This is a genomic window from Runella defluvii, assembly GCF_014195535.1.
In the GTDB taxonomy this organism is placed as follows: Bacteria; Bacteroidota; Bacteroidia; order Cytophagales; family Spirosomataceae; genus Runella; species Runella defluvii.
Window position 1 is genome coordinate 237,873 of sequence record NZ_JACIBY010000009.1, and the last position, 23,351, is coordinate 261,223.

20 protein-coding genes and 3 tRNA genes are annotated in these 23,351 nt (G+C 42.3%); 11 read left to right on the forward strand and 12 right to left on the reverse strand.

Annotation, left to right across the window (positions count from 1 at the left end; translation table 11 throughout):
* The first annotated feature begins 95 nt into the window (after nucleotides 1-95).
* The gene (locus FHS57_RS20505) at nucleotides 96-1,517 is read left to right on the forward strand and encodes an RNA polymerase sigma factor (RefSeq protein ID WP_183976965.1); all 1,422 of its coding nucleotides are present in this window, start codon (nucleotides 96-98) and stop codon (nucleotides 1,515-1,517) included.
* Between the two features lie 39 nt (nucleotides 1,518-1,556).
* On the opposite strand, the gene FHS57_RS20510 is transcribed toward FHS57_RS20505, so the two are convergent.
* The 3 genes from FHS57_RS20510 to FHS57_RS20520 all read right to left on the reverse strand — a co-directional run bounded on the left by FHS57_RS20510 (nucleotide 1,557) and on the right by FHS57_RS20520 (nucleotide 3,824).
* Nucleotides 1,557-1,853, reverse strand: a complete 297-nt coding sequence (locus FHS57_RS20510; RefSeq protein ID WP_183976967.1) for a DUF805 domain-containing protein — start codon at nucleotides 1,851-1,853, stop codon at nucleotides 1,557-1,559.
* A gap of 130 nt (nucleotides 1,854-1,983) precedes the next feature.
* Nucleotides 1,984-2,826 carry an SDR family oxidoreductase gene (locus FHS57_RS20515; RefSeq protein ID WP_183976969.1) on the reverse strand — a complete coding sequence of 281 codons (843 nt, stop codon included), beginning with the start codon at nucleotides 2,824-2,826 and terminating at the stop codon, nucleotides 1,984-1,986.
* Nucleotides 2,827-2,918: 92 nt separating this feature from the next.
* The gene (locus FHS57_RS20520; RefSeq protein WP_183976971.1) at nucleotides 2,919-3,824 is read right to left on the reverse strand and encodes a helix-turn-helix domain-containing protein; all 906 of its coding nucleotides are present in this window, start codon (nucleotides 3,822-3,824) and stop codon (nucleotides 2,919-2,921) included.
* A 118-nt stretch (nucleotides 3,825-3,942) separates the two neighbouring features.
* On the opposite strand from FHS57_RS20520, the gene FHS57_RS20525 reads away from it, so the two are divergent.
* From FHS57_RS20525 to FHS57_RS20535, 3 genes are all read left to right on the forward strand, one after another.
* Complete coding sequence (locus FHS57_RS20525) at nucleotides 3,943-4,980, forward strand: SDR family oxidoreductase (protein WP_183976973.1); 1,038 nt, start codon at nucleotides 3,943-3,945, stop codon at nucleotides 4,978-4,980.
* Complete coding sequence (locus FHS57_RS20530) at nucleotides 4,977-5,762, forward strand: helix-turn-helix domain-containing protein (protein WP_183976974.1); 786 nt, start codon at nucleotides 4,977-4,979, stop codon at nucleotides 5,760-5,762. The genes FHS57_RS20525 and FHS57_RS20530 overlap by 4 nt, the downstream gene beginning before the upstream one ends.
* A gap of 173 nt (nucleotides 5,763-5,935) precedes the next feature.
* Entirely contained in the window at nucleotides 5,936-6,769 is an 834-nt protein-coding gene (locus tag FHS57_RS20535; RefSeq protein WP_183976975.1) for a TlpA family protein disulfide reductase, read from the forward strand.
* Between the two features lie 69 nt (nucleotides 6,770-6,838).
* On the opposite strand, the gene FHS57_RS20540 is transcribed toward FHS57_RS20535, so the two are convergent.
* On the reverse strand, nucleotides 6,839-8,134 hold the full coding sequence (locus FHS57_RS20540) for an alpha/beta fold hydrolase (RefSeq protein WP_183976976.1): 1,296 nt from the start codon (nucleotides 8,132-8,134) through the stop codon (nucleotides 6,839-6,841).
* A 194-nt stretch (nucleotides 8,135-8,328) separates the two neighbouring features.
* Nucleotides 8,329-9,138: a helix-turn-helix domain-containing protein gene (locus tag FHS57_RS20545; RefSeq protein ID WP_183976977.1), complete on the reverse strand. Its 810-nt coding sequence runs from the start codon at nucleotides 9,136-9,138 to the stop codon at nucleotides 8,329-8,331.
* A gap of 166 nt (nucleotides 9,139-9,304) precedes the next feature.
* Here FHS57_RS20545 and FHS57_RS20550 point away from each other — a divergent pair, with 166 nt between their 5' ends.
* The 4 genes from FHS57_RS20550 (at nucleotide 9,305) to FHS57_RS20565 (ending at nucleotide 12,719) form a co-directional block, all read left to right on the forward strand.
* Nucleotides 9,305-10,366, forward strand: coding sequence for a sensor histidine kinase (locus tag FHS57_RS20550; RefSeq protein ID WP_183976978.1), 1,062 nt, complete (start codon nucleotides 9,305-9,307; stop codon nucleotides 10,364-10,366).
* 24 nt (nucleotides 10,367-10,390) lie between these two features.
* On the forward strand, nucleotides 10,391-11,116 hold the full coding sequence (locus FHS57_RS20555; protein WP_183976979.1) for a LytR/AlgR family response regulator transcription factor: 726 nt from the start codon (nucleotides 10,391-10,393) through the stop codon (nucleotides 11,114-11,116).
* Nucleotides 11,117-11,201: 85 nt separating this feature from the next.
* Nucleotides 11,202-11,990, forward strand: coding sequence for a tryptophan synthase subunit alpha (trpA, locus tag FHS57_RS20560; RefSeq protein WP_183976980.1), 789 nt, complete (start codon nucleotides 11,202-11,204; stop codon nucleotides 11,988-11,990).
* A 15-nt stretch (nucleotides 11,991-12,005) separates the two neighbouring features.
* Entirely contained in the window at nucleotides 12,006-12,719 is a 714-nt protein-coding gene (locus FHS57_RS20565; protein ID WP_183976982.1) for a LolA-like protein, read from the forward strand.
* A gap of 63 nt (nucleotides 12,720-12,782) precedes the next feature.
* On the opposite strand, the gene FHS57_RS20570 is transcribed toward FHS57_RS20565, so the two are convergent.
* The 4 genes from FHS57_RS20570 to FHS57_RS20585 all read right to left on the reverse strand — a co-directional run bounded on the left by FHS57_RS20570 (nucleotide 12,783) and on the right by FHS57_RS20585 (nucleotide 16,349).
* Entirely contained in the window at nucleotides 12,783-13,085 is a 303-nt protein-coding gene (locus FHS57_RS20570; RefSeq protein ID WP_221225683.1) for a T9SS type A sorting domain-containing protein, read from the reverse strand.
* Between the two features lie 139 nt (nucleotides 13,086-13,224).
* Nucleotides 13,225-14,409, reverse strand: coding sequence for a n-acyl-d-glucosamine 2-epimerase (locus FHS57_RS20575; protein WP_183976986.1), 1,185 nt, complete (start codon nucleotides 14,407-14,409; stop codon nucleotides 13,225-13,227).
* Between the two features lie 6 nt (nucleotides 14,410-14,415).
* The gene (locus tag FHS57_RS20580; protein ID WP_183976988.1) at nucleotides 14,416-15,588 is read right to left on the reverse strand and encodes a sialidase family protein; all 1,173 of its coding nucleotides are present in this window, start codon (nucleotides 15,586-15,588) and stop codon (nucleotides 14,416-14,418) included.
* A gap of 56 nt (nucleotides 15,589-15,644) precedes the next feature.
* A complete protein-coding gene (locus tag FHS57_RS20585; RefSeq protein WP_183976990.1) occupies nucleotides 15,645-16,349 on the reverse strand; it encodes a FadR/GntR family transcriptional regulator in 705 nt (234 codons plus the stop codon).
* A gap of 182 nt (nucleotides 16,350-16,531) precedes the next feature.
* Between FHS57_RS20585 and FHS57_RS20590 the strand changes: the two genes are divergently transcribed.
* Genes FHS57_RS20590 through FHS57_RS20600 form a run of 3 tightly spaced genes read left to right on the forward strand, consistent with a single transcriptional unit; the run spans nucleotide 16,532 to nucleotide 22,391 of the window.
* The gene (locus tag FHS57_RS20590) at nucleotides 16,532-19,855 is read left to right on the forward strand and encodes a SusC/RagA family TonB-linked outer membrane protein (RefSeq protein WP_229601404.1); all 3,324 of its coding nucleotides are present in this window, start codon (nucleotides 16,532-16,534) and stop codon (nucleotides 19,853-19,855) included.
* 60 nt (nucleotides 19,856-19,915) lie between these two features.
* A complete protein-coding gene (locus tag FHS57_RS20595) occupies nucleotides 19,916-21,439 on the forward strand; it encodes a RagB/SusD family nutrient uptake outer membrane protein (protein ID WP_183976992.1) in 1,524 nt (507 codons plus the stop codon).
* A 37-nt stretch (nucleotides 21,440-21,476) separates the two neighbouring features.
* Nucleotides 21,477-22,391 carry a dihydrodipicolinate synthase family protein gene (locus FHS57_RS20600; RefSeq protein WP_183976994.1) on the forward strand — a complete coding sequence of 305 codons (915 nt, stop codon included), beginning with the start codon at nucleotides 21,477-21,479 and terminating at the stop codon, nucleotides 22,389-22,391.
* Nucleotides 22,392-22,566: 175 nt separating this feature from the next.
* Here FHS57_RS20600 and FHS57_RS20605 read toward each other — a convergent pair.
* From FHS57_RS20605 to FHS57_RS20615, 3 genes are all read right to left on the reverse strand, one after another.
* Nucleotides 22,567-22,657: transfer RNA gene (locus FHS57_RS20605), tRNA-Val, on the reverse strand.
* Nucleotides 22,658-23,037: 380 nt separating this feature from the next.
* Nucleotides 23,038-23,127 (reverse strand) — tRNA-Val (locus FHS57_RS20610).
* 130 nt (nucleotides 23,128-23,257) lie between these two features.
* Nucleotides 23,258-23,348: transfer RNA gene (locus FHS57_RS20615), tRNA-Val, on the reverse strand.
* Nucleotides 23,349-23,351: the final 3 nt, after the last annotated feature.

A 23,351-nucleotide genomic window follows, 5' to 3' on the forward strand; every position in this document is an offset into this window, starting at 1 on the left:
AGGGATGTATCTACTTTCGAGCAAGCATCAATTTTTTTAATAAATTTATTTTTTTCTTTCCTGCCACCATTTCTATTTTTTGCATCATGTAATCTATGGAACAGTCAAATTTGATAGTAGCCTCAAAAACATTTTGGGAAAAAGCCTACCGCCAAAACATCAACAAATTGATTGGTATAGGCTATCGCTATACGACGGATAGGGAAATAGCCGAAGATTTAGCCCACGATGCCTTTTTGTTGGCTTATGAAAAAGTGGGTGAGTTTGAAGGAAAAGGACCATTTGAAGCATGGCTACGGCGAATCATGGTGAATCAATGCTTGCAATATTTACGTGGTCAACAAAAACAGAAATACATAACTGATTATCTGCAACATGAGGTGGAAAATAACGAAGAATCAACGTACGAAGAAAAACAAGACTTCTCAGAAGCAGAACTTTTAGCGGTAATTAACCGATTGCCTGAGCATCATAAAATGGTGTTTAATCTTTATGTGATTGATGGCTTTAGCCATGCTCAAATTGCCAAAGAACTTGGTATTAGCGAAGGTACTTCAAAATCGCATTTGGCGAGGGCTCGTAAGAGAATCAAGGAGTTACTCAATCAAAAGAAGAAAAAATCAGCCGTTTTATTACTTTTTTGGAATATTGATGAACTATATAGAAACCGTTTCGAGTATTTTGAAATCTCAGCTTCCAAAAGTATTTCATTCGATTTATTTACAAATTCCAGTGTTTCTAAACCCCTATTTAACCCTCAACTCCCTTTTTTTTATACTTATTTGAGTGCCGTGGTTCCCATTTTAAGTATCGGGGTAGCCTACTTGGTTTTTTGGGCAAATTTTGAACAAAAAGGTTCAATAATTGAAGCAAAAAAAAATAATATTTTAGAAGACACTGCCACCATTTCAGAAAATCGCATCAATAGTCAAAAAGATTCTTTAACTATAAATTCAGATTCAATGAAAAATTTAAAATCAATCGGGCTGGTAACAGCCACAGTCGCAAGTTTTGCCGTAAATAGCAATGCACAGACAAAAATTTCTACAAACTCCACCGCTAAAATGGAAACAATTGTAGATAAACCACAAACGGTTATTTTGGATAATCCAGTCGGTGTAAATACCGAAAAGCGACAAATGGTTGTTTTGGATAATCCAGTCGAAATACATACCGACAAACGACAAAAAACTGTTATGGACAATCCTATAAACACCAATATTTCAGGTACTTTTTATGGCGAAAAACTCAATTGGTCGTCAGAAAATAACGAGCTGTATTTTGAAGGAAAATCCATTATCAAATTTGGCAAAAATAATACCATTACGAATGGTAGAATAAATTTTCTGGGTAAGGTATTTTATTTAGTAATAGATGGCAAACCTGCAAAATTGGGTGATATAATAAGTCTAACCAACAAAAAATACAGCCTCAGGTCGTTATCGGCCCAAACTGCCCTTGCAAAGTATGGTGATTCGGGTAAAAATGGCGCAATCGAAATAGACATAGCAGAGTAAAAAAAATTGGGCCTACCGATAATCATCCTGTTTTAGCACTTAATGGCGGCTTTTAGCCATAAGGAGGTAAATCGCAAAAAATGGAATCAGTTGAAACCAACCGCTCAGTCCAAGGTCATGGCACCGTTTTGCACCTTGAGCCAATAAAAACGTAACAATAGGCAGCACGAGTAGGCAAAAAACAGGGATTACAATTTCTTCGGACAGGAGTTTGGTACCGATGGCAAGTGCGGAGAGGGTTTGAATCAAAAACATACCAATCACAAATACAATCAGGGTAAAGCCAAACTCCTTTTGTCCTATGCGCCCTTCAAAAGAAAAAACATTGTTGAACATCTTCGTTTAAAGTTTAGAGTAAATACCAACGACCTTAGCCAAAGTTACTAAGTGTAAATACGGTAAACCCAAAAATTAGACAGACGGTCAGAAGGAAGGATTAGCTACTATTAATCGCCTTTAAAATGCCTCAACTGAAATTAGTAGCAGTAGCCAATGTCTCGTGGGCTGCCAAGTCTTTTTGAATGGTGACTAACTTAGATTTTGCCAACTCATACGCATCTTGTCCCAAAAATAAATGCAAAGGAGCCGTACCGTTTTTAACCACATCAATCAACACTGCGGCTGCTTTATCGGGGTCGCCAGGTTGGTTTCCGCTGATTTGGGTCTCATGCAATGCCTGAACTTCTCTTGCTTCTTTGTACGCAGCAATCTCATTTATGGGTGTATTGAGCGATTCTTTCGACAAAAAACTGGTGCGAAAATAACCTGGATACACCACTGTTGCACTTATGCCAAACGCCTTTGCTTCGGCCGCAAGCGATTCGGTAAAACCTGCGACGGCAAACTTGGTAGCACAATAAATTCCCCAACCAGGAAAATTGCCCGTAAAGCCCCCAATGGATGAAATATTGAAAATATTACCCGATTGCTGCGCCCTAAAATGTGGCATAACCGACCGAATTACGTTGAGGGAGCCAAAAACATTTACATCAAAATTTTGACGGGCTTCGGCATCACTTAATTCTTCCAACGTACCCAATTGCCCATACCCAGCATTGTTGACCACGACCTCAATTGTCCCCCATTTTGCCACCGTCTCAGCAATGGCATTTGCTACGCTTTGCTCATTGACTAAATCAACTTGAAGTGGCAAAAATACATCTGAGCCTTCCCCCATTTCCTGCGTTAAGTCTTCCAATTTCCTTGAAGTTGCCGCTACTTTGTAGCCTTCGTTTACTAGTTTTTTCACCAAACTAAGCCCCAAACCCTTCGATGCGCCTGTTACAAACCAAACTTTTTGTGTGTCCATTTTTTGTTCTGTTTTTCGATTATTTGATGGCACAAAAGTAGAAGCAAGACGCCCGAGTGAGGTTGTAACAAGCAAACCAATAACTGCAAAAATCAAACAACTTGTGCACTTCGGAAGGCTTTAGGGGTAAGCTGCGTGTGTTTTTTGAAAAAATTGATAAAATGAGGTGATTCTTCAAAGCCAAGGCAAGTACTTATTTCCGCAATTTGCCAGTCGGTATGTTTCAACAGTGCTTTTGCTTCTTGGGCAATACGTTCTGCAATCACCTGCGATGTGGTTTTGCCCGTAATATCTTTCAACGCACGGTTTAAATGATTGACATGAACGGCCAATTGATCGGCAAAATCCGTAGGTGAACGAAATTTCATTTGTTGAAAAGGAGACTCAATCGGAAACTGACGCTCCAACAATTCCATAAATACGGATGAAATACGCGTAGCCGCATTTTGGTGGTTAGACAGAACTGTTGCGGGCTGCATTCGCTGTGCCAAATGAATCAATTCAAGCACTAAAGCACGGATAGCATCATATTTATAGAGATAGTCCGACTCAATTTCTCTACAAATTTTTAGATAAATTGTTTTTATCGGCTCTAAATCTTCGTCTTCTATCAAAAATACAGGGTTTCCACCAGGTTTAAAAACAGGGTATTCTTTGATATTTCCGAATTGGTTAAAAAACGCTTCGGTGAAAATGCAGAAATAGCCCGACTGCTCCTCCTGTAGATATTCCCAGTTATAGGGGATTTGTGGATTAGAAAAAATCAATGCCTGTTTGTCAATATCAATGGTTTTATCGGCATAATGCGCCCTGTTTTTTCCAATAATTAAGCTTATTTTGAAAAAATCTTTCCGACTATACGGGATACATTGCGCGTATTTTGCCACAAAGTCTTCCAGTCTGAAAACATTAAAATGCCCCATCTCTTTCCCCAAATTTTGAGGCATCCAGTTCAGTTTGAGCTTATAAAAATCCTCGATTGTTTCGGTTCTGTTCATCCAGCAAAATTACAAAAATCAAACAAAAAAATGGGCTTTTCAAGAAAGCACTTTTGGACTTTTCAGAAAAGCGAGGCATGATTCTTATTCAGACCTTTGTGACACAAACTGAATAAAAATGAAAACCAAAGAAACAGTATTAGTCACAGGAGGAACAGGTTTTGTAGGAAGACAACTTATCCTCCAACTTTTGCAAAAAGGGTATCAGGTTAGAACCACCATTCGTAACCTTGCCAACCAAGAAAGTATCATCACTACTCTAAAATCTCACGGAATTGAGTCCTTTGAAAGCCTCTCATTTGTTCAGGCAGAACTGACCAAAGATGACCATTGGGCGCAAGTAATGAACGGCTGCAAGTATGTCTTGAGCGTGGCTTCACCCGTTTTTTTTGACGTTCCCCAAAACGAAGAAGAGGCCATTCGCCCTGCCGTGGAAGGAATTCTTCGGGTGTTGAAATTTGCAAAAAAAGCAGGGGTACAACGAGTCATCATGACGTCTAATTTTGGAGCAGTTGGATTTAGCCATGTTGATAAAACTACCCAAACCACCGAAGAAGACTGGACCGACGTTCACCTCAAGGGCTTGTCGGTTTACGAAAAATCAAAAACGCTGGCCGAAAAGGCCGCTTGGGATTTTATAGCAAGCAAAGGGGGTAATTTAGAATTTGCAACCATCAATCCCGTAGCGATTTTAGGGCCATCGCTCGACGCTCATTTTTCGGGAAGCTTCCATTTGCTCGAAAACCTTTTGAATGGCTCGATGAAAGTCGTCCCTAACATTCCCCTCAACGTAGTCGATGTTCGCGACGTTGCCGATTTGCATATCCGTGCCATGACCCACCCACTTGCAAACGGGCACCGCTTTATCGCCTCTGCCGACGGGCAAATTTCCATACCTGCCATTGCGACATTGTTGAAAAAACACCTTCCCGCAGTTTCTCAAAAAGTTTCTACCAAAAAACTTCCAGATTGGTTACTTTCTTTTGCATCTTTATTCAATACCAAAGCAAAAGAAGGGGCAATGCTACGAAACGTGAATCGTAATGTTAGCAATCAAAAAGCCAAAACTTTATTGGGCTGGACACCCATTGCCACCCAAGAACAGACTATTTTGACAGCGGCAGAAAGTATGGTTCAATACCGAAAATTCCCATGAGAGCAATTACCAAAGATAAAAAGTCGGCGATACTACGAGAACAATTTATCCCTGACCACGTTTTTTTTTACATCCAAAAAGGAGGGATACGTTTTTTTGATGGCGACCAAAACTACCCCTTCCACGAAGGCCAATGTGGCATTGCCCTTAAAAATCGTTTGGCAAAGTTTAGTTTACTTGATTCAATCGACGAGTTTGAGCCCATCATCATCTGTTTTGAAGAGGCATTTTTAAAAGATTTTTTGCAAAAACACCCACGTGCCATCGCGGCAAATCCATCCAAAAATGCGTTTATCAACGTTGCTCCAACGATGTTGATTGATGAATTCATCCGTTCGTTGAAGCCTTATCATAAAGATGTGATGGAACTCGACGAGGCGTTTGAAGCGCTCAAACACGAAGAGCTCTTGCTCATTCTGCTTCGAAATCAGCCTGAACTTGCCAATCTTCTTTTTGATTTTGGAATTCCTGAAAAAATCAATTTGGAAGCTTTTATGAACCGAAATTTCACGTTTAATGTCAGCCTCCAACGCTTTTCGTACATGACAGGAAGAAGTTTATCGGCTTTTAAGAGAGATTTTAAGGCAATTTTCAACGAAACCCCAAGTCGTTGGTTGGTGCAAAGAAGGCTAGAGGAAGCCTTCTTTTTGTTGCAAAAGAAAAATCGGAAACCCTCCGAAATTTATTTAGAACTGGGTTTTGAAACTTTAGCTCATTTTTCAACCAGTTTTAAAAAACGATTTGGTCTAAACCCCACAGCTTTGATTGAAAAGAATACCTAAAGTACCCCCGTTTTATCAGCAGGTTAAACGCAATTAAAACTTATTAGCACTGAGTTGAGGTATCTTCATTCCTGCACCCCTTGTTTTATCCCATTTTTGGGGCATTTCAAACCACTTTTTACTTCACGAGAGATGTATGCGCTAAACTTGCGTTTCAAAACTTTAACACTCTCATGATAAAATCCCCCTATTTCTGGCTAGCCGCACTTATGGTCGCTATCATTCCCTGCTTCATAATCGACATTGTACACCACTACCTTGATTGGAAAAAAGAAGTAAGAGAAGAACTTATCATTGTTGTACAAAACCTATATACTTTCACCAAAGACCAAAAAGCTAACATCTTAGACCGAGTGTTTGTGCGAAACCAAGCTTTAATGTTTCTTATGTATGTCAAAAGCTTTGCTATTCTGCTTTTCGTGGTAGGGAGTAGTTATTTTTTCTGGCGTTATCAAAAACAAACAAAACCCAAAGTCTGGCAACCTTTGCTTTATACGATTGGAATGGTGGCTTGTTTTTTATCAATAAAAATTTTCGCACTAAATAGAGTCGATTCCATTGAAAATGTGAATCTTATCTCGATCAACCCAAATACTTCTTCGTTTGAAGAGATTTATAACACGCATTTTAAAGGTAGTGTTGTGGATGTGGATTTTTGGGGTACTACTTGCGGCCCTTGCCTACAAGAATTTAGGAATTTTACCAAGCCTCTCAAGGAGAAATATCGCACAAGAAAGGACATTAAATACCTTTACGTAGCACAAGGAAATGAATACCTCTGGCGTGAGCAAATCAAAAAATACAATGTAGAGGGAAATCATATTTTTATTAGTGAAGACCAATATGCCAAACTCTATCGGCAATCTACCAAAGATAGTACAATACTGATGCCGCGCTATTTAATCATCGACAAAAAAGGAAAATTAGTAGAATCAAACGCCAAAAGACCCAGCGACCGTGATAGTTTGTATGTTCAATTAGAAAAATATTTATTTGAAATCTACTAAATCATCCTGCTTCAGCTGGTATTAATGGTAGCTTTTGAACATCTTCATTTTGAGTAAATCCCAATGACTTTACTCCACCACAACATTTTTTGTACTTGAGACAACTTTTTGATAAGGATTTGCCATGAATTGGTTTAAAATACCATTGCCAAATCCCGCCACGTGGGTTCTGTCAAGTACGGTTATGGCTTGGGCATTGGGCATCGTTCGTTTGATGGTCTGGCTATAGTGCGGACGAGTCCAAATATCTAAAGCTCCTTGTGATACCAAGGTGGGAATCGTGGAATATACAGGTTCTTTTATATAGTTAGCTACAGGTTTTACTTTCCAACAATTGCAGGTTTGGTGAGTCGGAGAATTGAAGGGGTATTGTGCCAACCAAGGTAAAATCTCATCTTGTTTTTTGACCAGTAATGGGTCAGAGTGAGCGATTTGCCCAGAACAATAAAGGGACAATCTCATCCCATACGAAATGCCGTTATCACCCCTGAATTTACTGTTCAACACTTTGGTAATATGTACTTGGTGTTTTCCGGTTACAAGGTCATCAATAGTCTGTGGGACTGTGGAGACCCATCTGTTATTCATAATAAAAAACACCGCATCCAACAGCTCATTTTTGCCATATTCTACGTCTATACTATCTTTTTGCTCAGTATCATAGTATTTTATAACGAATCGTTTCCCCGAAATTTTGATAAAGTAATTTTGAAAACGTGATTTCAAATGGGGGAATTTTGTATTCAGAACTGTATCTGCCGCTACATTATTAAAAAGTTGCTCTAAGGCTTCATTGTGATTAAAAAGGGCGTGTTCTTCATAATTGACATAGCTTGGCAAAGGTGAATTGAGCAGCAACGCTTTTATACCCTTGGGGTGATTTCGAGCTACGTTGAGCATCAAACCGCCACTATACGAAATACCGAGGAGTATCATCGAATCAATGTTAAGCACTTTTCTTAAATCAGCAATATCCGCCGCCGATTCTACCTCATTATAGGCTGACAAATCAATTCCGTTTTTAATGAATTTCTCACGACACTTTGTTATGGCTATCATTTTTAAACTATCCGAACTTACATTTTTTCGGTATGCTTCACGAGTAGCTTCGTTAATGCCCTCACAATCAAGGCAAGGCTGTGTGTTTTTTGTACCTCGCTGGTCAAAAAGTACAACGCCGCCGTAGGCAAAATAATCAGCATTATACTTCAGACTATCGCCTGCGTTGATAGTGGCATAACCCGGTCCACCAGCGGTATGGAGTAAAATGTTTTTTGTAGAATCTTGGAGGGGTTGCCAAGCAAATAAAAATGAAATTTTAACTTGATTACCTTTGGGTTTTGCCCGGTTTTCGGGTACAACCAAGTAGCCACAACGGGTTTTGAGGCGGGAGTCCACTTTCATTAAACAAGGACAAGGTTCAATGACGGGTTTGTAATTCTGAGAGTAGGCGAGCGTTGAAAGCTCTCCTAATAAAATGAGGGGAAGCCATAAATTTTTCATGCCCCAAAGTTCTGAAAACGACAGAGTGCCTTAAAGTAAAAATCAGACATTTTACTTTAAATCCCATACAAACTTAGCTTTTGACCCGTAAAAACCTGAATTTCTTTTGAAAAATGTCCCCAATCGTAATAACCATAGGCAAAAGGGGAGAAATTGGCTCTGTCGTTTTGATAGCAGGTAAGGGCCGAACGACAGCGAAGAATACTGAAGAAATAGCGCGGATTTGTACCGATTACCGACTGAAATTGCCGATAAAATGTTTTTTCGGTCAGACAGAGGGAGGTAGAAATTTGGTGCATTTTGCTACTGAAATCTGATTGAATATACTGTTCAATGCTTTGTTGCAGGGGGGTAAGGTAATAACTTGATTTTTTGTTTTGATGAAACGTATGCAACAAAATAGCTTCGATCCATTTGACTTTTTCTCCTAAACCCGACATTGCTTTTAGCTTTTGCACTGTATTTTCACCCAAAATATCATCCGCCCCAAATTTACCTTCGCCAATTCGTGCTTGGCTATACCCAAATATTCTTTCAAAGCCCAGCGGGTGAAATTTTATGGTAAAGATTCGATCATTATAGCGAACAATACGCTCTAACGTTTCACCCCTCAGTACCAAAACATCCCGATTTTTAGCAATGCTGTGATTTGAGTTTAGCCCTTTTAAGTAATATTCTTCTCCTAAATTTATCCATAATGTAGGTGTAAAACTGGGGAAAAGTTTTACAGAAAATGATTCTGTATCAATATGTCTTTCGACAGACTGCGGAGACGTTTCTGAATAAAACTCTACGAAATCTGCCAATTCGACACAAGGTCGGGCAAAATCATAGAGCTTCCGTATATTATCAAAAATTTCTATCATGGTTAATCAAAAGACTTTGTTCAATAAAAAAGACACATTTTGCCAACTAAAGTGGCATTCAGTAATAAAAATAATTAAAGTTTCGTCAATTATTTTCGACACTACATCAATCTTTGGGGCATTGGTACGTCATAAACTGTTATTTTTCAGTCTAAAATAGGCGAAAATGCAACATTGGTTTTTCAAATACAAACTTCACCACATTCCCTTTTGGATTACCAACCATCTGGCTTGGATGATGATTAATGTAGGTAGTTTTGAAGGAGTAATTAATTATCTTTTTAAAGGAGAATTGCCTGTCAAATTCATCGGATACATTATTTTTCAAGCAGCGGGAGCTTATTTTATTCTATACTATCTAATCCCGAAGTTTTTGTATGTGGGCAAATATCGTAGCTATATTTTGGCAGTACTCCTCACCGTTTTGGTGTGTACGGCATTCATTACGGCAGGTTATTTTTTGAACGCTTATTATTCAAAACTGACATTTTTTGAATTATTTGGCAAACGTCCCGACCAATGGTTTGTCATTTTTTCTACGGCGGCTTTGCCTTCTACGGTAGGCTCTATGACCTTAGCCATGAGTATAAAATTGGGCAAAAACTGGCTAAATGCAGAAAGAAAACGTCTCACCCTTGAAAAAGCCAATCTCGAAACCGAACTGAAGTACCTAAAATCGCAGATTAACCCCCATTTTTTGTTCAATACCATAAATTCCATTTTTGTCCTGATTCACAAAAACCCCGATTTAGCCTCTGAGTCGCTGGCATCTTTTTCACAAATGCTTCGTTATCAGCTTTATGAGTGCAACGACCAAGAGATTTTGTTAAGCAAAGACCTTCAATTTTTGGAGAACTTTATCGAATTAGAAACCCTGCGTTTGAACGAAAATCAAACCGAATTAGCGTTTGAAGTAAACCATGAGTCGGCAGCAGGGCATCAGATAGCGCCGTTTATTTTGTTGCCTTTTGTTGAAAATGCCTTTAAACACGTATCGAAGGGAAAAACCCAACAAAATTTTATAAAATTGGATTTGAAAGTTGACACCGAAAAAGTACTTCAGTTGCACCTCGAAAACAGTCACAATGCGGAGAAAACAGACGGAAATTCGGGTATTGGGTTAAAAAATGTCGAACGAAGGCTCAATTTGATATACCCAAATCGACATACCTTAGACATAGAACGAGGAGTGAATTTTTTTAAAGTTACATTAACCATCCATCTATAAAAACTCCCCTTGGAGAAGGCAGCTATGAAATTACGATGCGTTATAGTGGACGACGAACCTTTGGCCAGCGAAGGGCTTATGAAGTACGTTGAGGTGGTCGATTACCTAAGCCTTGTAGGTGTGGCAGAAAATCCACTCGAACTCAATAAAATACTTGATAACCAATCCATTGACCTTCTATTTCTGGATATTCAAATGCCCCACATGACGGGGCTAGATTTTCTAAAAATCAGACAAAACCTTCCGATGGTCATTTTGACAACGGCCTACCCTAACTACGCCTTAGAAGGATTTCAGTTTGATGTGGTCGATTATTTGCTCAAACCCATCACGTTCAATCGTTTTTTTAAAGCCACCAACAAAGCCAAAGATTTGTACTTTTTAAAGAATCAGGCGCTTCAAAACTCACCTCAAAACAGCGAACCCGATTATCTGTTTATCAAATGTGAAAGCAAGTACGAGAAAATTTTGGTGGACGAAATTCTGTTTGTTCAAGCCCTTCAAAACTACGTGATAATTCACACCCTGCGGGGAAAATTTATGACGCTACTTCCCCTAAAAACCGTGGAAGAGTACCTCGACCCAAGCCAATTTTTACGGGTTCATAAATCATATTTGGTGGCTATTGCCAAAATCGAGCGCATCGAGCCTACCGAGCTTTCTATTCAGAATCAACTCATTCCCATCAGCCGCAACCTCCGCGAGCGGGTATTGGAGGTGGTTGTCAAAAACAGGTTGCTGGCCAAGTAGTACGCTTTGCCGTCCAAATAGGCACACCCTAAATTTTGGTTGTCGTAGTGGAAAATCCTACATTTACCAAAAAAATAAACCCAGCATGAATCGAATTGTTCAACTTTTTCAGAAGAACCCCACCCACAATCTAAACGTATATTTTACGGCAGGTTTTCCACAATTAAACGACACCCGCCGTGTGCTAAAAGCCCTCGAAGAAGCAGGAGCGGATTTGGTTGAAATTGGTATGCCCTATTCTGACCCCGTGGCTGACGGTGAAACCATCCAAAAAAGCAACGAGCAATCGCTTGAAAACGGGATGAGTGTCAAGAAACTATTCGAGCAACTTCGTGGAATGCGTTCAGAAATAACGCTGCCCGTGTTGCTAATGGGATACATCAACCCCGTTCTCCAATTTGGCATTGAAAATTTTTGCCAGCAATGTGCAGAGGTAGGCGTCGATGGGCTTATTTTGCCTGATATGCCCGTAGATGAGTACTTAGCCTATTATAAACCTACGTTTGACAAGTACGGCATACTCAATATTTTCTTAATTACGCCTCAAACTACCGAAAAACGCATTCGCCAAATCGACGAATCAAGTGAAGGATTTATTTACATGGTATCGTCGGCCAGCGTGACAGGTTCTCAGTCGGGCGTCAGCCACGACATGGAAGCTTATTTTGCGCGTGTCAATGCCATGAACCTCAAAAACCCGCGCTTAATTGGCTTTGGTATCAAAGACAACGAAACCTTCAACAAAGCTTGTGAACACGCAAGTGGCGCCATCATCGGTAGTGCTTTCATTCGGGTTTTGCAAGAAAGCACTGAGCTTGAAAAAGACATCACTTCGTACGTTCAGGGCGTAAAAGGCGCCTCAGCACTTGTTTAACTTCCCAATAAAATCATGAAAAAGCTACTTTTTTCCTTAACCATCGTTTTTGCAAGTGCAGCTGCCAGTTTCGCACAAACAGCCGATGAAATTATTTCTAAGGCCATTGATGCCCGTGGTGGCTCGGCCAAACTCAACGCCCTCAAATCGATGCGAATGGAAAGCACGACGTCGGTCATGGGTATGGATTTGGCCTCCAAGTCGGTCATTGTCCATAAGCGCGGAATGCGCAACGACATTCAAGTGATGGGTCAGAGCATCGTTGTTGCCATCGACGGCGACAAAGGCTGGACCATTAATCCAATGCAGGGTTCTGACCCCGTGGCCCTTCCAGACGAACAAGTCAAAGCCACAGCATCGCAATTGGACTTATCGGGTATGGCCAACATCAAAGAGTCAGGTGCTGTTGCCGAATTAATGGGCAAAGAAACCTTGGACGGAAACGAAACATTTAAAGTAAAACTTACTTCCAAAGACGGCACCATTATGACCCACTACATTGATACAAAAACGTATCTTACGGCCAAAACATCCATTAAGGTAACGGTGAGTGGGCAGTCGGTAGAGGTTGATACAAAAATGTCAAATTATAAAGTGGTCGATGGAATTTCGTTTCCCCATACAACGGAGATTTCAAACCCTCAAGCGGGTGCAATCGTAACGACTATTACCAAACTAGAACTGAATCCAACCATCGACGAAAGCATATTTGCGATGCCGAAGAAATAGTTTCCATTAAGTGGATAAACAAAAATAGCCCTTTTCAGAAGGGCTATTTTTGTTTACGAAGTTTTATTTGACAACCAATTTCTTTGTCCACGTCTCATCCCCTCGCTCGCAATGAATAAGGTAATAACCCGTTGGAATTGAAAACAGCGTGGTCTTTATAAAGTGCGTCCCCGTAGGGTATAAATCATTGGTCAATAACCGTATAAGCTGCCCGTTGGGGTCAAGAATTTTAACAACCACTCGCGAAGGTAATTGCAGTTTGAATTCAACTGTTACGTACTCCGTGGCGGGATTGGGGTACACTTTCCACTGAGGCTCCTGCATCGCTCCCAACTGCACCAACGAGCTCCAAATAACGAAGAGCATGGATAATCGGGTTTTCATAGTAGGGCAATTGGCTTTTTCGTATCAAACGTACGAATATACACATAGATTGTCAGAAGGCAGGTGTCCTTACCTAAAACATACCTTAAAATACCCTATTTTATACGAATCGTGTGCAACTTTAACCCATTTGTTTGGCGTTTATCTCTTCCAGCGTTTTCCAACAAACGTACAATGCCCTCGGAACATGGTAACAACCTTTCCATTTTCCACCTTTAAGTGGCAGTAAAATATCCCCACGACGGTCTAGGTACCCAAACCACTCGCCGTGACTAGCATCTGGAAAATGTTTCCACGTATAAGCATGGACCCGCTCGAACCACTCCCAACAGGCGGGGTTTTGGGTATGCAAATAACCCTTGAGCAACGCAATTAGGGTTTCTACGTGTACCCACCACAATTTTTGGTTCCATTCTAGTTGCTGCGGAGGCGCTCCCTTCAAATCGAGAAAATAATAAATTCCTCCAAATTCTTTATCCCAACTGTATTCAAGGGTATCTAAGGTAATTTTCACCGCTTTTTCAATCAACGTAACGTCGTTTTGTCGTACGCCCAAATCCATGATAAACCACATGGCCTCAATGGCGTGCCCAGGGTTGAGCAGGCGTCCTTCAAAGCTATCCGAAAACTTCCCGTCGGGTGTCACATTTTCCAAAATGAGGCCAGAATTTGGCTCATAAAACACCTCCATCACCTCCCGAATACATGCTTGAATGGTTTGATTAACCAATTCTGAATCCAACAACTCCTCAATTTCAAGGGAGAGGTTGCACAAAATCATCGGCAAAGCAAAATTCTTCAGCGGTCGCGTTTCTGCTACGGCTTTGCTCCATTTCCCTTTTGGATTGTTTCGACGGCTTAAAATTTGGTCAAAAGTTCGCTTAGCAATATCGGCATAGTACTGATTTTGAGTCGCTTTCGACAGTTGTCCGAAAGCCATCGTGGCAAAGCAATCCGAAAAAATATTGTACGGCTGCACCAACGGCTTGCCCGTTTGGGTCAACGAAAAATACCAGCTACCGTCTTCGGCACGACCGTATTTTTCCAGAAAATCAGCTCCGTGTTTGGCTACTTCCAGCCATTCTTCACGCGGCTCTACGCGATTGTAAAGCATCGAAAAGGTCCACACTTGGCGGCCTTGTAGCCAAACAAACTTATCGGTATCATATACTTTTCCTTTTTGGTCGAGGCAAGTAAAGTAGCCCCCCTTTTCTCGGTCGAGCGAATGCGTTGTCCAGAAGGGAATAACGTCTTCCAAGAGGTTTTGACGGTATTGCGCTAGGTAAGAATTAATGCTGTTTTTCATGTTTTTTTAATTCATCAACCAGTTATATCCAAAAACAGCATAGACGATTTTGGTATAATCATCTTTTTCATACAAAACCCCAATTTGCTGGTCTTTTTGTACCACCAAGTCGGAATAAGCCGCTGCACCTGCATAAATTCCCTTACCAGCCGACCAGCTTTTCCCATCGTCTTCACTCACCCGAATCGTCAATTTTTCGCGTTTTGTTTGGCTGTTTAAATTGGAAAAAATCAACACTTTTTTCCCTTTTTTGGGCTCAAAATCAATCATACTTCCCTGACAAACGGGATCAGGCAAGTCGGTCATCACTTTCACTTCTGACCACGTTTCACCCGCATTTTTGGTAAAAGCCTGAATTCGATACTTGGCATCTCCCGACTGATTGCGACAATTAAAAAGCAAACTGCCGTCCGATGTTTCTGCCGCAATCGCCTCATTACTACCCGCATAGGCTACATTGGGAGATAGTTTAAATGATTGGCCGTGGTCATCGGTGTAAAACCCATGCGCAATGTAATCTCTTGACTTAGGCTGCGGAGAGCCTTCCGAATGATTGGCTGCGATATAGATTCGACCTTTGTAGGTACCTTTCTGAATTTGCAAGCCGTGCCCAGGAGTATTGGCATACGAGCGCCAATCTTCTTGAAAACGATACGCTGGATTGGTAGCTGGATGGTTAGGTTTTGATACTTGCGTCGTGATGTTGACCGCCTCAGTCCACGTACGTCCATTATCAATACTTGTTTTGAACCAGACCTCCCTCATGGCTTTTCCCTCGCGCACTTCTTGTTCGTGGGCGGTGCCTGTGTTGTAAAACAAGAACAGGCGGCCTTTTGGGTAGCGCTTATCGGTAAGGTCAAAAACGGGCGCTTGGTTTCCCGCTTGGTCGGAACCATTATCAGCCACCACTTGCAGCGCTGACCACGATTTTCCTTGGTCAGAACTACTTTTCATTACAATTTCCACGTCGCCAAAATCGCCACAATTGTTGCGGCGTGCTTCAGCAAAAACCAGCAAGTCGCCATTAGGTGCTTTGACGATGGCAGGAATTCGGTAACATTTATATCCTTCAAGTCCATTTTGAAATACAGTAACCTCCTGAGGTAATGACTGTTGACTTTCAACAGTTTCCCCAACACCCACATTGAGGAGAAACGTAAATAGAAATAGTAAATACATAGAACTAGCGTGTTATTAGGTTAAAATCTAAGGCTTGTACTCAAGCGAAGTTTGGCTTAAAAAATCCGCTGAAAATGATTTTCGAAATGATTCCTCATGGCATTTCGGAACGTTTCGGGCGTACCATGTTGAATGACATCGACCAACCCTCGGTGCGACACAAATCGTTTTTGCACCACTTGTTTTCGCAGAATTCCACTTTTGTGAACGTACTCAAATACGGGCAACAACATTTGCTGAAAACGCGCCAAGGTGTCGTTCCCCGTGATTTCGTAGAGCTTTCCGTGGAAGTTTACCTCCTGTTCAATGTCAAAAATCATTTCTTCGGTATTGGTCGGTTCCGTTTCCACAATGCGGTACAATTCGTCGATGTCTTTTTGAGTCACTCGTTCAAAAATCAAATCGCCCATTCCAATTTCAAGTACCATTCGTAGCTCAAAAATATTCCGAAGGGTAGTGTCATCAAGAATACCTGGGTAAAGATTTTTTTCAAGCAACGACAACAAATCGGGGTTCGTAATCACCGTTCCACGCTTTTTTCGGGTGTCCAACAAGCCTCTCATCCGTAGCCTTGAAATTGCTTCCCGAACCACCGTTCGACTTACGCCTAAATTAGCGGCCAATTCCATTTCTTTCGGAATTACATCCCCTGCCTTGAAACGCTGCTCGGTAAAAAACTCCAACATACTTGTTTCGGCCTTGTCCACCAATGTCTGATTATCGGTCAGTTGCAAATCATTTTGAATGTCTGAATAATCCATTTGCTTATAATATGTATTACTTAATATCAGAAACGATGCGGCTAAATTAGCCTACCTTCTCGTCAAAAGCAACAAAACACCCTATTTTTTGAAAATAATTTCAATTTTTCTTGACATTATGTATTATTTATTACCTTTGTTACATCATACATATAAAACCAATTCTCTTTTTTATGTTACACATGTATCGAATTTCTTACAAAACCCTACAATATGTCATACTTATTGTAAGTTGGTTGCTCATGATTGATGCAAAGGGCCAATCAGCTAAATTTCAAGTAACAGGTACGATTTTAGACGCTCGCCAACAATCACTTCCTGGAGCTACTGTCCTCGTTCGAGGCACTACGCGCGGAACAACCAGTGACGCCGCGGGAAAGTTTAGCATTGAAGCAAGTGAAGAAAGTATGCTCGTCGTTTCGATGATTGGTTTTCAAACCAAAGAAATCAACGTGACAGGCACACAACCTCTCACGGTTGTCCTCATCGAAGAGTCAAAATCGCTGGACGAAGTAGTAGTCATTGGTTATGGCCAACAGAGCCGTAAATCGTTGACAGGCTCGGTTTCCAGTATTGATCAAAATGTTTTTAAATCTGTACCTCGTACCAACGTAGGGACAGCACTGCAAGGTACTGCCGCAGGGTTACGGGTGCAACAAACAACGGGACAACCAGGCGCCACTCCAACGATAGTTTTCCGAGGTGGAACTGATTTTAACGGAAGTGGTTCTCCCCTAATCGTCGTGGACGGCGTCATCGTTCCTTCGTTGTTTGGTATCAACATGGAAGATGTTGAAAAAATCGACCTTCTTAAAGATGCTGCCTCGGCCGCAATTTACGGTTCTCGGGCGTCCAACGGCGTTATTTTAGTCACTACAAAAAAAGGAAAACAAGGAAAAACACAGGTAACTTACAGCTACAAAACCGCCCAAAACTACGTACGTCGCAATCCGATGGCTTACATGACCGCCGAAGATTACATTCGGTGGAATCGCCGAGGGCTTGCCAGCCGATTTGAAGCCGCAAAAGCCGACAATAATACCGCCGAAATGAACAATACCCGAAACCAACTGTCAGGTGCTTGGGGATTTGGCGTCAATTCTGGTTGGATTGCTCCCGATGGCAAATATTCGACTCAACTGGTTTCAAACGCTAATCGTAAGTTATTAAGCGACCCTCAATACCATTTGTTGGTGGATCCCAATCCGTTTGCGGCAGGTCAAATGGATAGCCTACTTTATCGTTCTGTGTCACAGGCCGATTTGGAAGACTTAATTCTACAACAAAGTACCCTCAATGAGCACTATCTCAATTTTTCGGGGGGCAATGAGCAAGGCAATTTTTCACTGGGATTAGGCGCCCTCAAAGACGTTGGCATGGTGATTGGCTCAAAAATGGACCGCCTCAATTTGAATTTCAACGGTGGGTTAAACGTCGGTAAAGATTTAAAAATTACACTCAACTTATCGGGATACAACACAAAAACCAACCCCTCGTACCTAACTGCCGACAACGGCGGCGCAGTGGGCGGTGGACTGATTCAGCGCTTCACTGGCATTGCTCCTACTGCCCGTTTGACGCATGACCTCACGGGGGAGATTCTCCCAGGAGTAGATGCTAGTACGCTTGGGAATCCTCTGTATTTCAAAGATAAATTTTACAATCAAACCATTGAGCAGCGGTTTGCAGGCGGCCTCAACCTTGAATACACACTCCTCCCTTCTTTAAAACTACTAGCTTCAGGCTCAGGATTTTACCGCTACACGACCTCCGAGAGTTTTACCAAAGCGTACATAAACGGAACAGGTGGTGCACTTGTAGCGACTCGCAACTCGTCTTTTGCCAACCAACGAACCACCCAATATTCGTACAACGGATTTTTGCAATACGCAAAAGAGTTTCGGAATCACTCCATCAACGCACTGGCTGGTGGAGAATTTTACGACTTCAAAATCTATGATTATAACGCTACGGCCAACTTAGCCGCCACCGATTTTATCCCTTGGCTCTCGGCTTCTACTGCCGCCGTAGGCATCCCTTATTCCGCTTTTTCGAGTTGGCAGCGTCTGGCATCGGCCATTGGTAGAATTAACTATAGTTACGCCAATACCTATTTGTTGACCCTCAACATGCGCTATGATGGCACTTCTAAACTTACGACCAATCGCTATGGGTTTTTCCCAGGAGTCTCGGCGGGATGGAACATGCACTTTGAAGATTTCTTTGCCAATTCTATCGTCAGTAAATACGTTTCTAACTTCAAACCAAGGATTAGTTGGGGGCAAAATGGCAGCATTACCCCACTTGGCGACTATGCCGCAATTCCTCAATACGGCAACGTCGGAATTTACAACGGCGCGCCAGGTTTTGCCGCTGGAAATATCACGAATACCGATTTGCGGTGGGAACGCGCCACCACCCTCAATTTAGGCGTGGATGTAGGCTTGCTCGGAAACCGTTTCTCCATCATTGCCGACTACTTTGTGCGCAACGTCTATGATAAAATTAGCTCATTGACGATTCCAGCTTGGACAGGATTCAACAGCTACACCACCAATTTAGCTCAATTACAAAACAAAGGCATTGAACTGGAGATAAAAGCCAACCTCCTTAGACCTCGAAGCGGAAACGGGCTAAGTTGGGATGTAAGTGCGAATTTTTACAAAGTAAAAAACTATACCAAAAAATTACCCAACAATGGCTTGGATAAAAACCGCCAAAGCGCCGTTCAAGTATGGGATCCTACCCAAAACAAGCTGGTTTGGGTGGCAGGTTTGCAAGAAGGAAACCGAATTGGACTGGATGAAATATGGGCACCCACATTTAATGGAATTTATACCAATCAAACCGAATTGGACGCGAACGCAAAGCTGTTAAACACCTTTTTACCTTATACCAACAAACGCATCAAGCTCCTTGGGGACGCTCGTTGGACAGACCTTGACAAAAACGATACCCTTGATTTTCGCGATTACGTCTATGTCGGCCGCACAACTCCAACCATTCAAGGGGGCTTTTCGACCAATTTGTCGTGGAAAGGCTTCAATTTTTACGGGCAATTTGATTACTCACTTGGTTTTGTGATTGTCAACCAAATGTATTTGCGCGGAATGTCGCAAGTTCAAGGTTCTCAAAATGGCCCCCTTGACGTCACCAAAACGTGGTCACCTGACAATACTTCGGGAACTTTGCCTCGCTATTATTGGGCCAATTACGGTCGCAATTATTTTACTGACGCAGGAGGGGGTACCACTGCACCCGCTAATTATTGGCAAAAAGGAGATTATCTCGCGATGCGCGAAGTTACCCTCAGCTACGAGATGCCCGCCAAAATGCTATCACGGTTCTCTCGAAATCGCGTCCAAAACCTCAGGGTATTTCTGACGGGTTCGAATCTAGTGTATTTGACCAAATACAATGGCACCTTCCCCGAAGTCGGTGGAAACGATGCAGGACGCTTCCCATTACCCAAAACTGTGACTCTGGGAGCTACCCTTAGCTTGTAATCAGCAAGAGTCAATGTAGGCAGTCAAGTTATTTTTTAACACAAAAAGAAAAACATCGAAATGAAAATAAATGCTTCTTTTTCAAGCCTTGCTGTTGGCGTTGGATTATGTTTAACCATTACTTCTTGCCAACAACAATTAGCCGAAGTAACCCCACAAACTTCCTTAAATCAGCAATTGGTACTATCAGACCCCAACGCCGCACTTACGCTCTACAATGGGGTGTATGCGTCGCTTCGAGGGTACCATAGTACTTTGGTCAATTTGGGAGAAATGCGTTCAGACCTCTGGGCTGATGGTCTTTATACTGAATCAGAAGATGCGGGGTTAAAACAATATTGGTCGCACAACATCAGTGCCGCCAATGTCCCTGCCAGCAACTGGGGTGGTTTTTATAATTTACTCGACCGAATCAATACAGTCATCAAATTATTTCCCCAAACTTCTATTGAAGAAACCAAACGCAAACAGTATTTGGCCGAAATGTATGGGCTTCGGGCGTACATCTATTACACCTTGCTCAAAACTTGGGGAGGAGTTCCTATCACGACCGAACCTGTGACATCGGTAGGTAACCTTACCGATCTTTACAAAACGCGCTCTTCAGCCCAAGAAGTAATGCAATTGATAAAAAACGACCTAGAGCAATCCCTTACACTTTTTGGAGCAACGACGACCTTCGCGCCCAAACGGGTGTATTGGAACCGCGCAGCTACCCTTACGCTCAAAGGTGATGTGTTTATTTGGTCTGGGACTCATTTAGGCGGCGGCAATGCTGACTTTACAGCCGCCAAAGCTGCCTTAGAAGAAGTAAAATCCCTTTCTACCCTAGGTTTGCAAGCTACGTATGCCGACGTTTTTGATCCGACCAAAGAAAGCAATAACAAAGAAATTATTTTTAGCCTGAGTTTTGAAAAAAATGAAGCTACGCAAGGTGCTTACGGTAGTTTTTTAGTAAATACCACCCAAGCAGGCACTCTTTATTTTGACGCACCATCGGGAACCCCTACAGCCGTAAACAGCGTCTATCCATTTGTTTCAGGAGCAAGTCGCGTAGGAATGTCCAATGCTATGCTTTCAAAACTGAACGACCCCGCCGACCGTCGTGCTAAAACAACCTTTAGAATTATGTACCGAAATACCGCTGGCTTTCCGATTGCGGGAGTTATGTTGACCAAATTTATTGGACGGGTGGACGCTGGCGTTCAACTGTACGACAATGATTTCCCGATTTTCAGATACGCTGATGTACTTTTGCTTTTGGCCGAAGCAAATACCAAATTAGGACTTGACCCATCCGTTGACATCAACCTCCTTCGAGCACGGGCCTACGGAGCATCTTACAAGCCTCACACCAACAGTAGCCAAACCGAAAATATGAACGCATTGCTCGATGAATACCTGCGTGAGTTTGTCGGTGAAGGAAAACGCTGGTGGGCGCTACGACGCGCAGGAGATGCCTATGTATTTGCCAACGTCAATCCGCAATATCTTTCGACAGGGCAAGGTTTCAAGCTCCTCTTACCCATTACGGTCACGATGTTGAATACCGATCCGAAATTAATCCAAACACCAGGTTATTGATGAACAAAATGTTCGTTCAACCAAAATTATTACGCAAATGATTTCAAAAATTGAAGGGTTAGTAGCCGCGCCTTTTACCCCCATGTACGCTGATGGTAGCCTAAACCTGAGCCTAATTCCTGTTTATGCTAATATGCTCATTCAAAACAAAGTAAAGGGGGCATTTATCGCAGGTTCGACAGGTGAGGGAGTGTCGATGAGTTTTGATGAAAAAGTGCAGCTATTAAAGGCATGGGGGAAAATTCCCAAGGGGTCTTTGTTAAAAATTGCCATGGTGGGCGGAAATTCTGTTCAAGAAATGAAACTCCTTGCGCAACTTGCCGAGCAACTTCAGTTCGACGCCATAGCCATTTTAGCTCCCCATTATTTTATTTTAAATAAAGCTGAGGTGTTAGCCCAAATTTGCATTGAGGTGGGTAAAGCTGCTCCAAAAACGGGGCTATATTTTTATCATATTCCCGTTTTGACGGGTGTTAACGTATCAATGGTGGACTTCTTAGAAAAAATGGATGGCCAACTTCCCAATTTCCAAGGCATCAAATACACGCACCACGATATGATGGAATTTAACCGCTGTTTAAACTTTGCAGATGAAAAGTACGATATTTTATGGGGGTGGGATGAAGTATTTTTGGGAGGAATGGCCATGGGAGCCCGCGGCGGAGTGGGCAGCACCTTCAATTATGCAGCTCCTTTGTATCATCAATTGATAGAAGCATTTAAGGCTGGCGACTTAGTAAAAGCGCGAAAACTTCAAGAAAAATCCATCGAAATCGTCCAGCTTTTGGGGAAATATGGCGGTATAGCCACAGGAAAGGCTTTCATGCGGGCGATTGGACTTGACTGTGGACAATTCCGTTTGCCAGTACAGAACATGACAGAATCGCAGTATGAAGCTTTTTTAGAGGATTTAAACAGAATTGATTTTTATCGGTATGCTTCGAAATTTTAGGAACGCAATGTTTCTTCTACTAAGATGCAGTCTCTTTTGGGACGATAAATAGTAGCGCTCTATTTTAAGTATTCAGTCAAAACTTTTAGAGTAATTCAAAGTAGCCTCAGTAGAGGCATTACATTTCAAGTGCTTAAAGCGCAAAAAGCCCCAGATAACTGAGGCTTTTTTAATGTGGGAGTTGAGGGATTCGAACGGCAGCGGCCGACCGTCCCCGACCCTCTGCTTGTAAGGCAGATGCTCTGAACCAGCTGAGCTAAACTCCCTAAGGTCTTTCTTCACTATTTTTATTGACAAACTCGTCGTTTGTTCGTGGGAGTTGAGGGATTCGAACGGCAGCGGCCGACCGTCCCCGACTCTCTGCTTGTAAGGCAGATTGGTCTCCTTTATTTTTGTGGGAGTTGAGGGATTCGAACGGCAGCGGCCGACCGTCCCCGACCCTCTGCTTGTAAGGCAGATTGGTCTCCTTTTATTTTTCGTGGGAGTTGAGGGATTCGAACGGCAGCGGCCGACCGTCCCCGATCCTCTGCTTGTAAGGCAGATTGGTCTCCTTCTATTTTTCGTGGGAGTTGAGGGATTGAACGGCAGCGGCCGACCGTCCCAGACCCTCTGCTTGTAAGGCAGATTGGTCTCCTTTTATTTTCCGTGGGAGTTGAGGGATTGAACGGCAGCGGCCGACCGTCCCCGACCCTCTGCTTGTAAGGCAGATGCTCTGAACCAGCTGAGCTAAACTCCCTAAGGTTTTTCTTCACTATTTTTATTGACAAACTCGTCGTTTGTTCGTGGGAGTTGAGGGATTCGAACGGCAGCGGCCGACCGTCCCCGACTCTCTGCTTGTAAGGCAGATTGGTCTCCTTCTATTTTTGTGGGAGTTGAGGGATTCGAACGGCAGCGGCCGACCGTCCCCGACCCTCTGCTTGTAAGGCAGATGCTCTGAACCAGCTGAGCTAAACTCCCTAA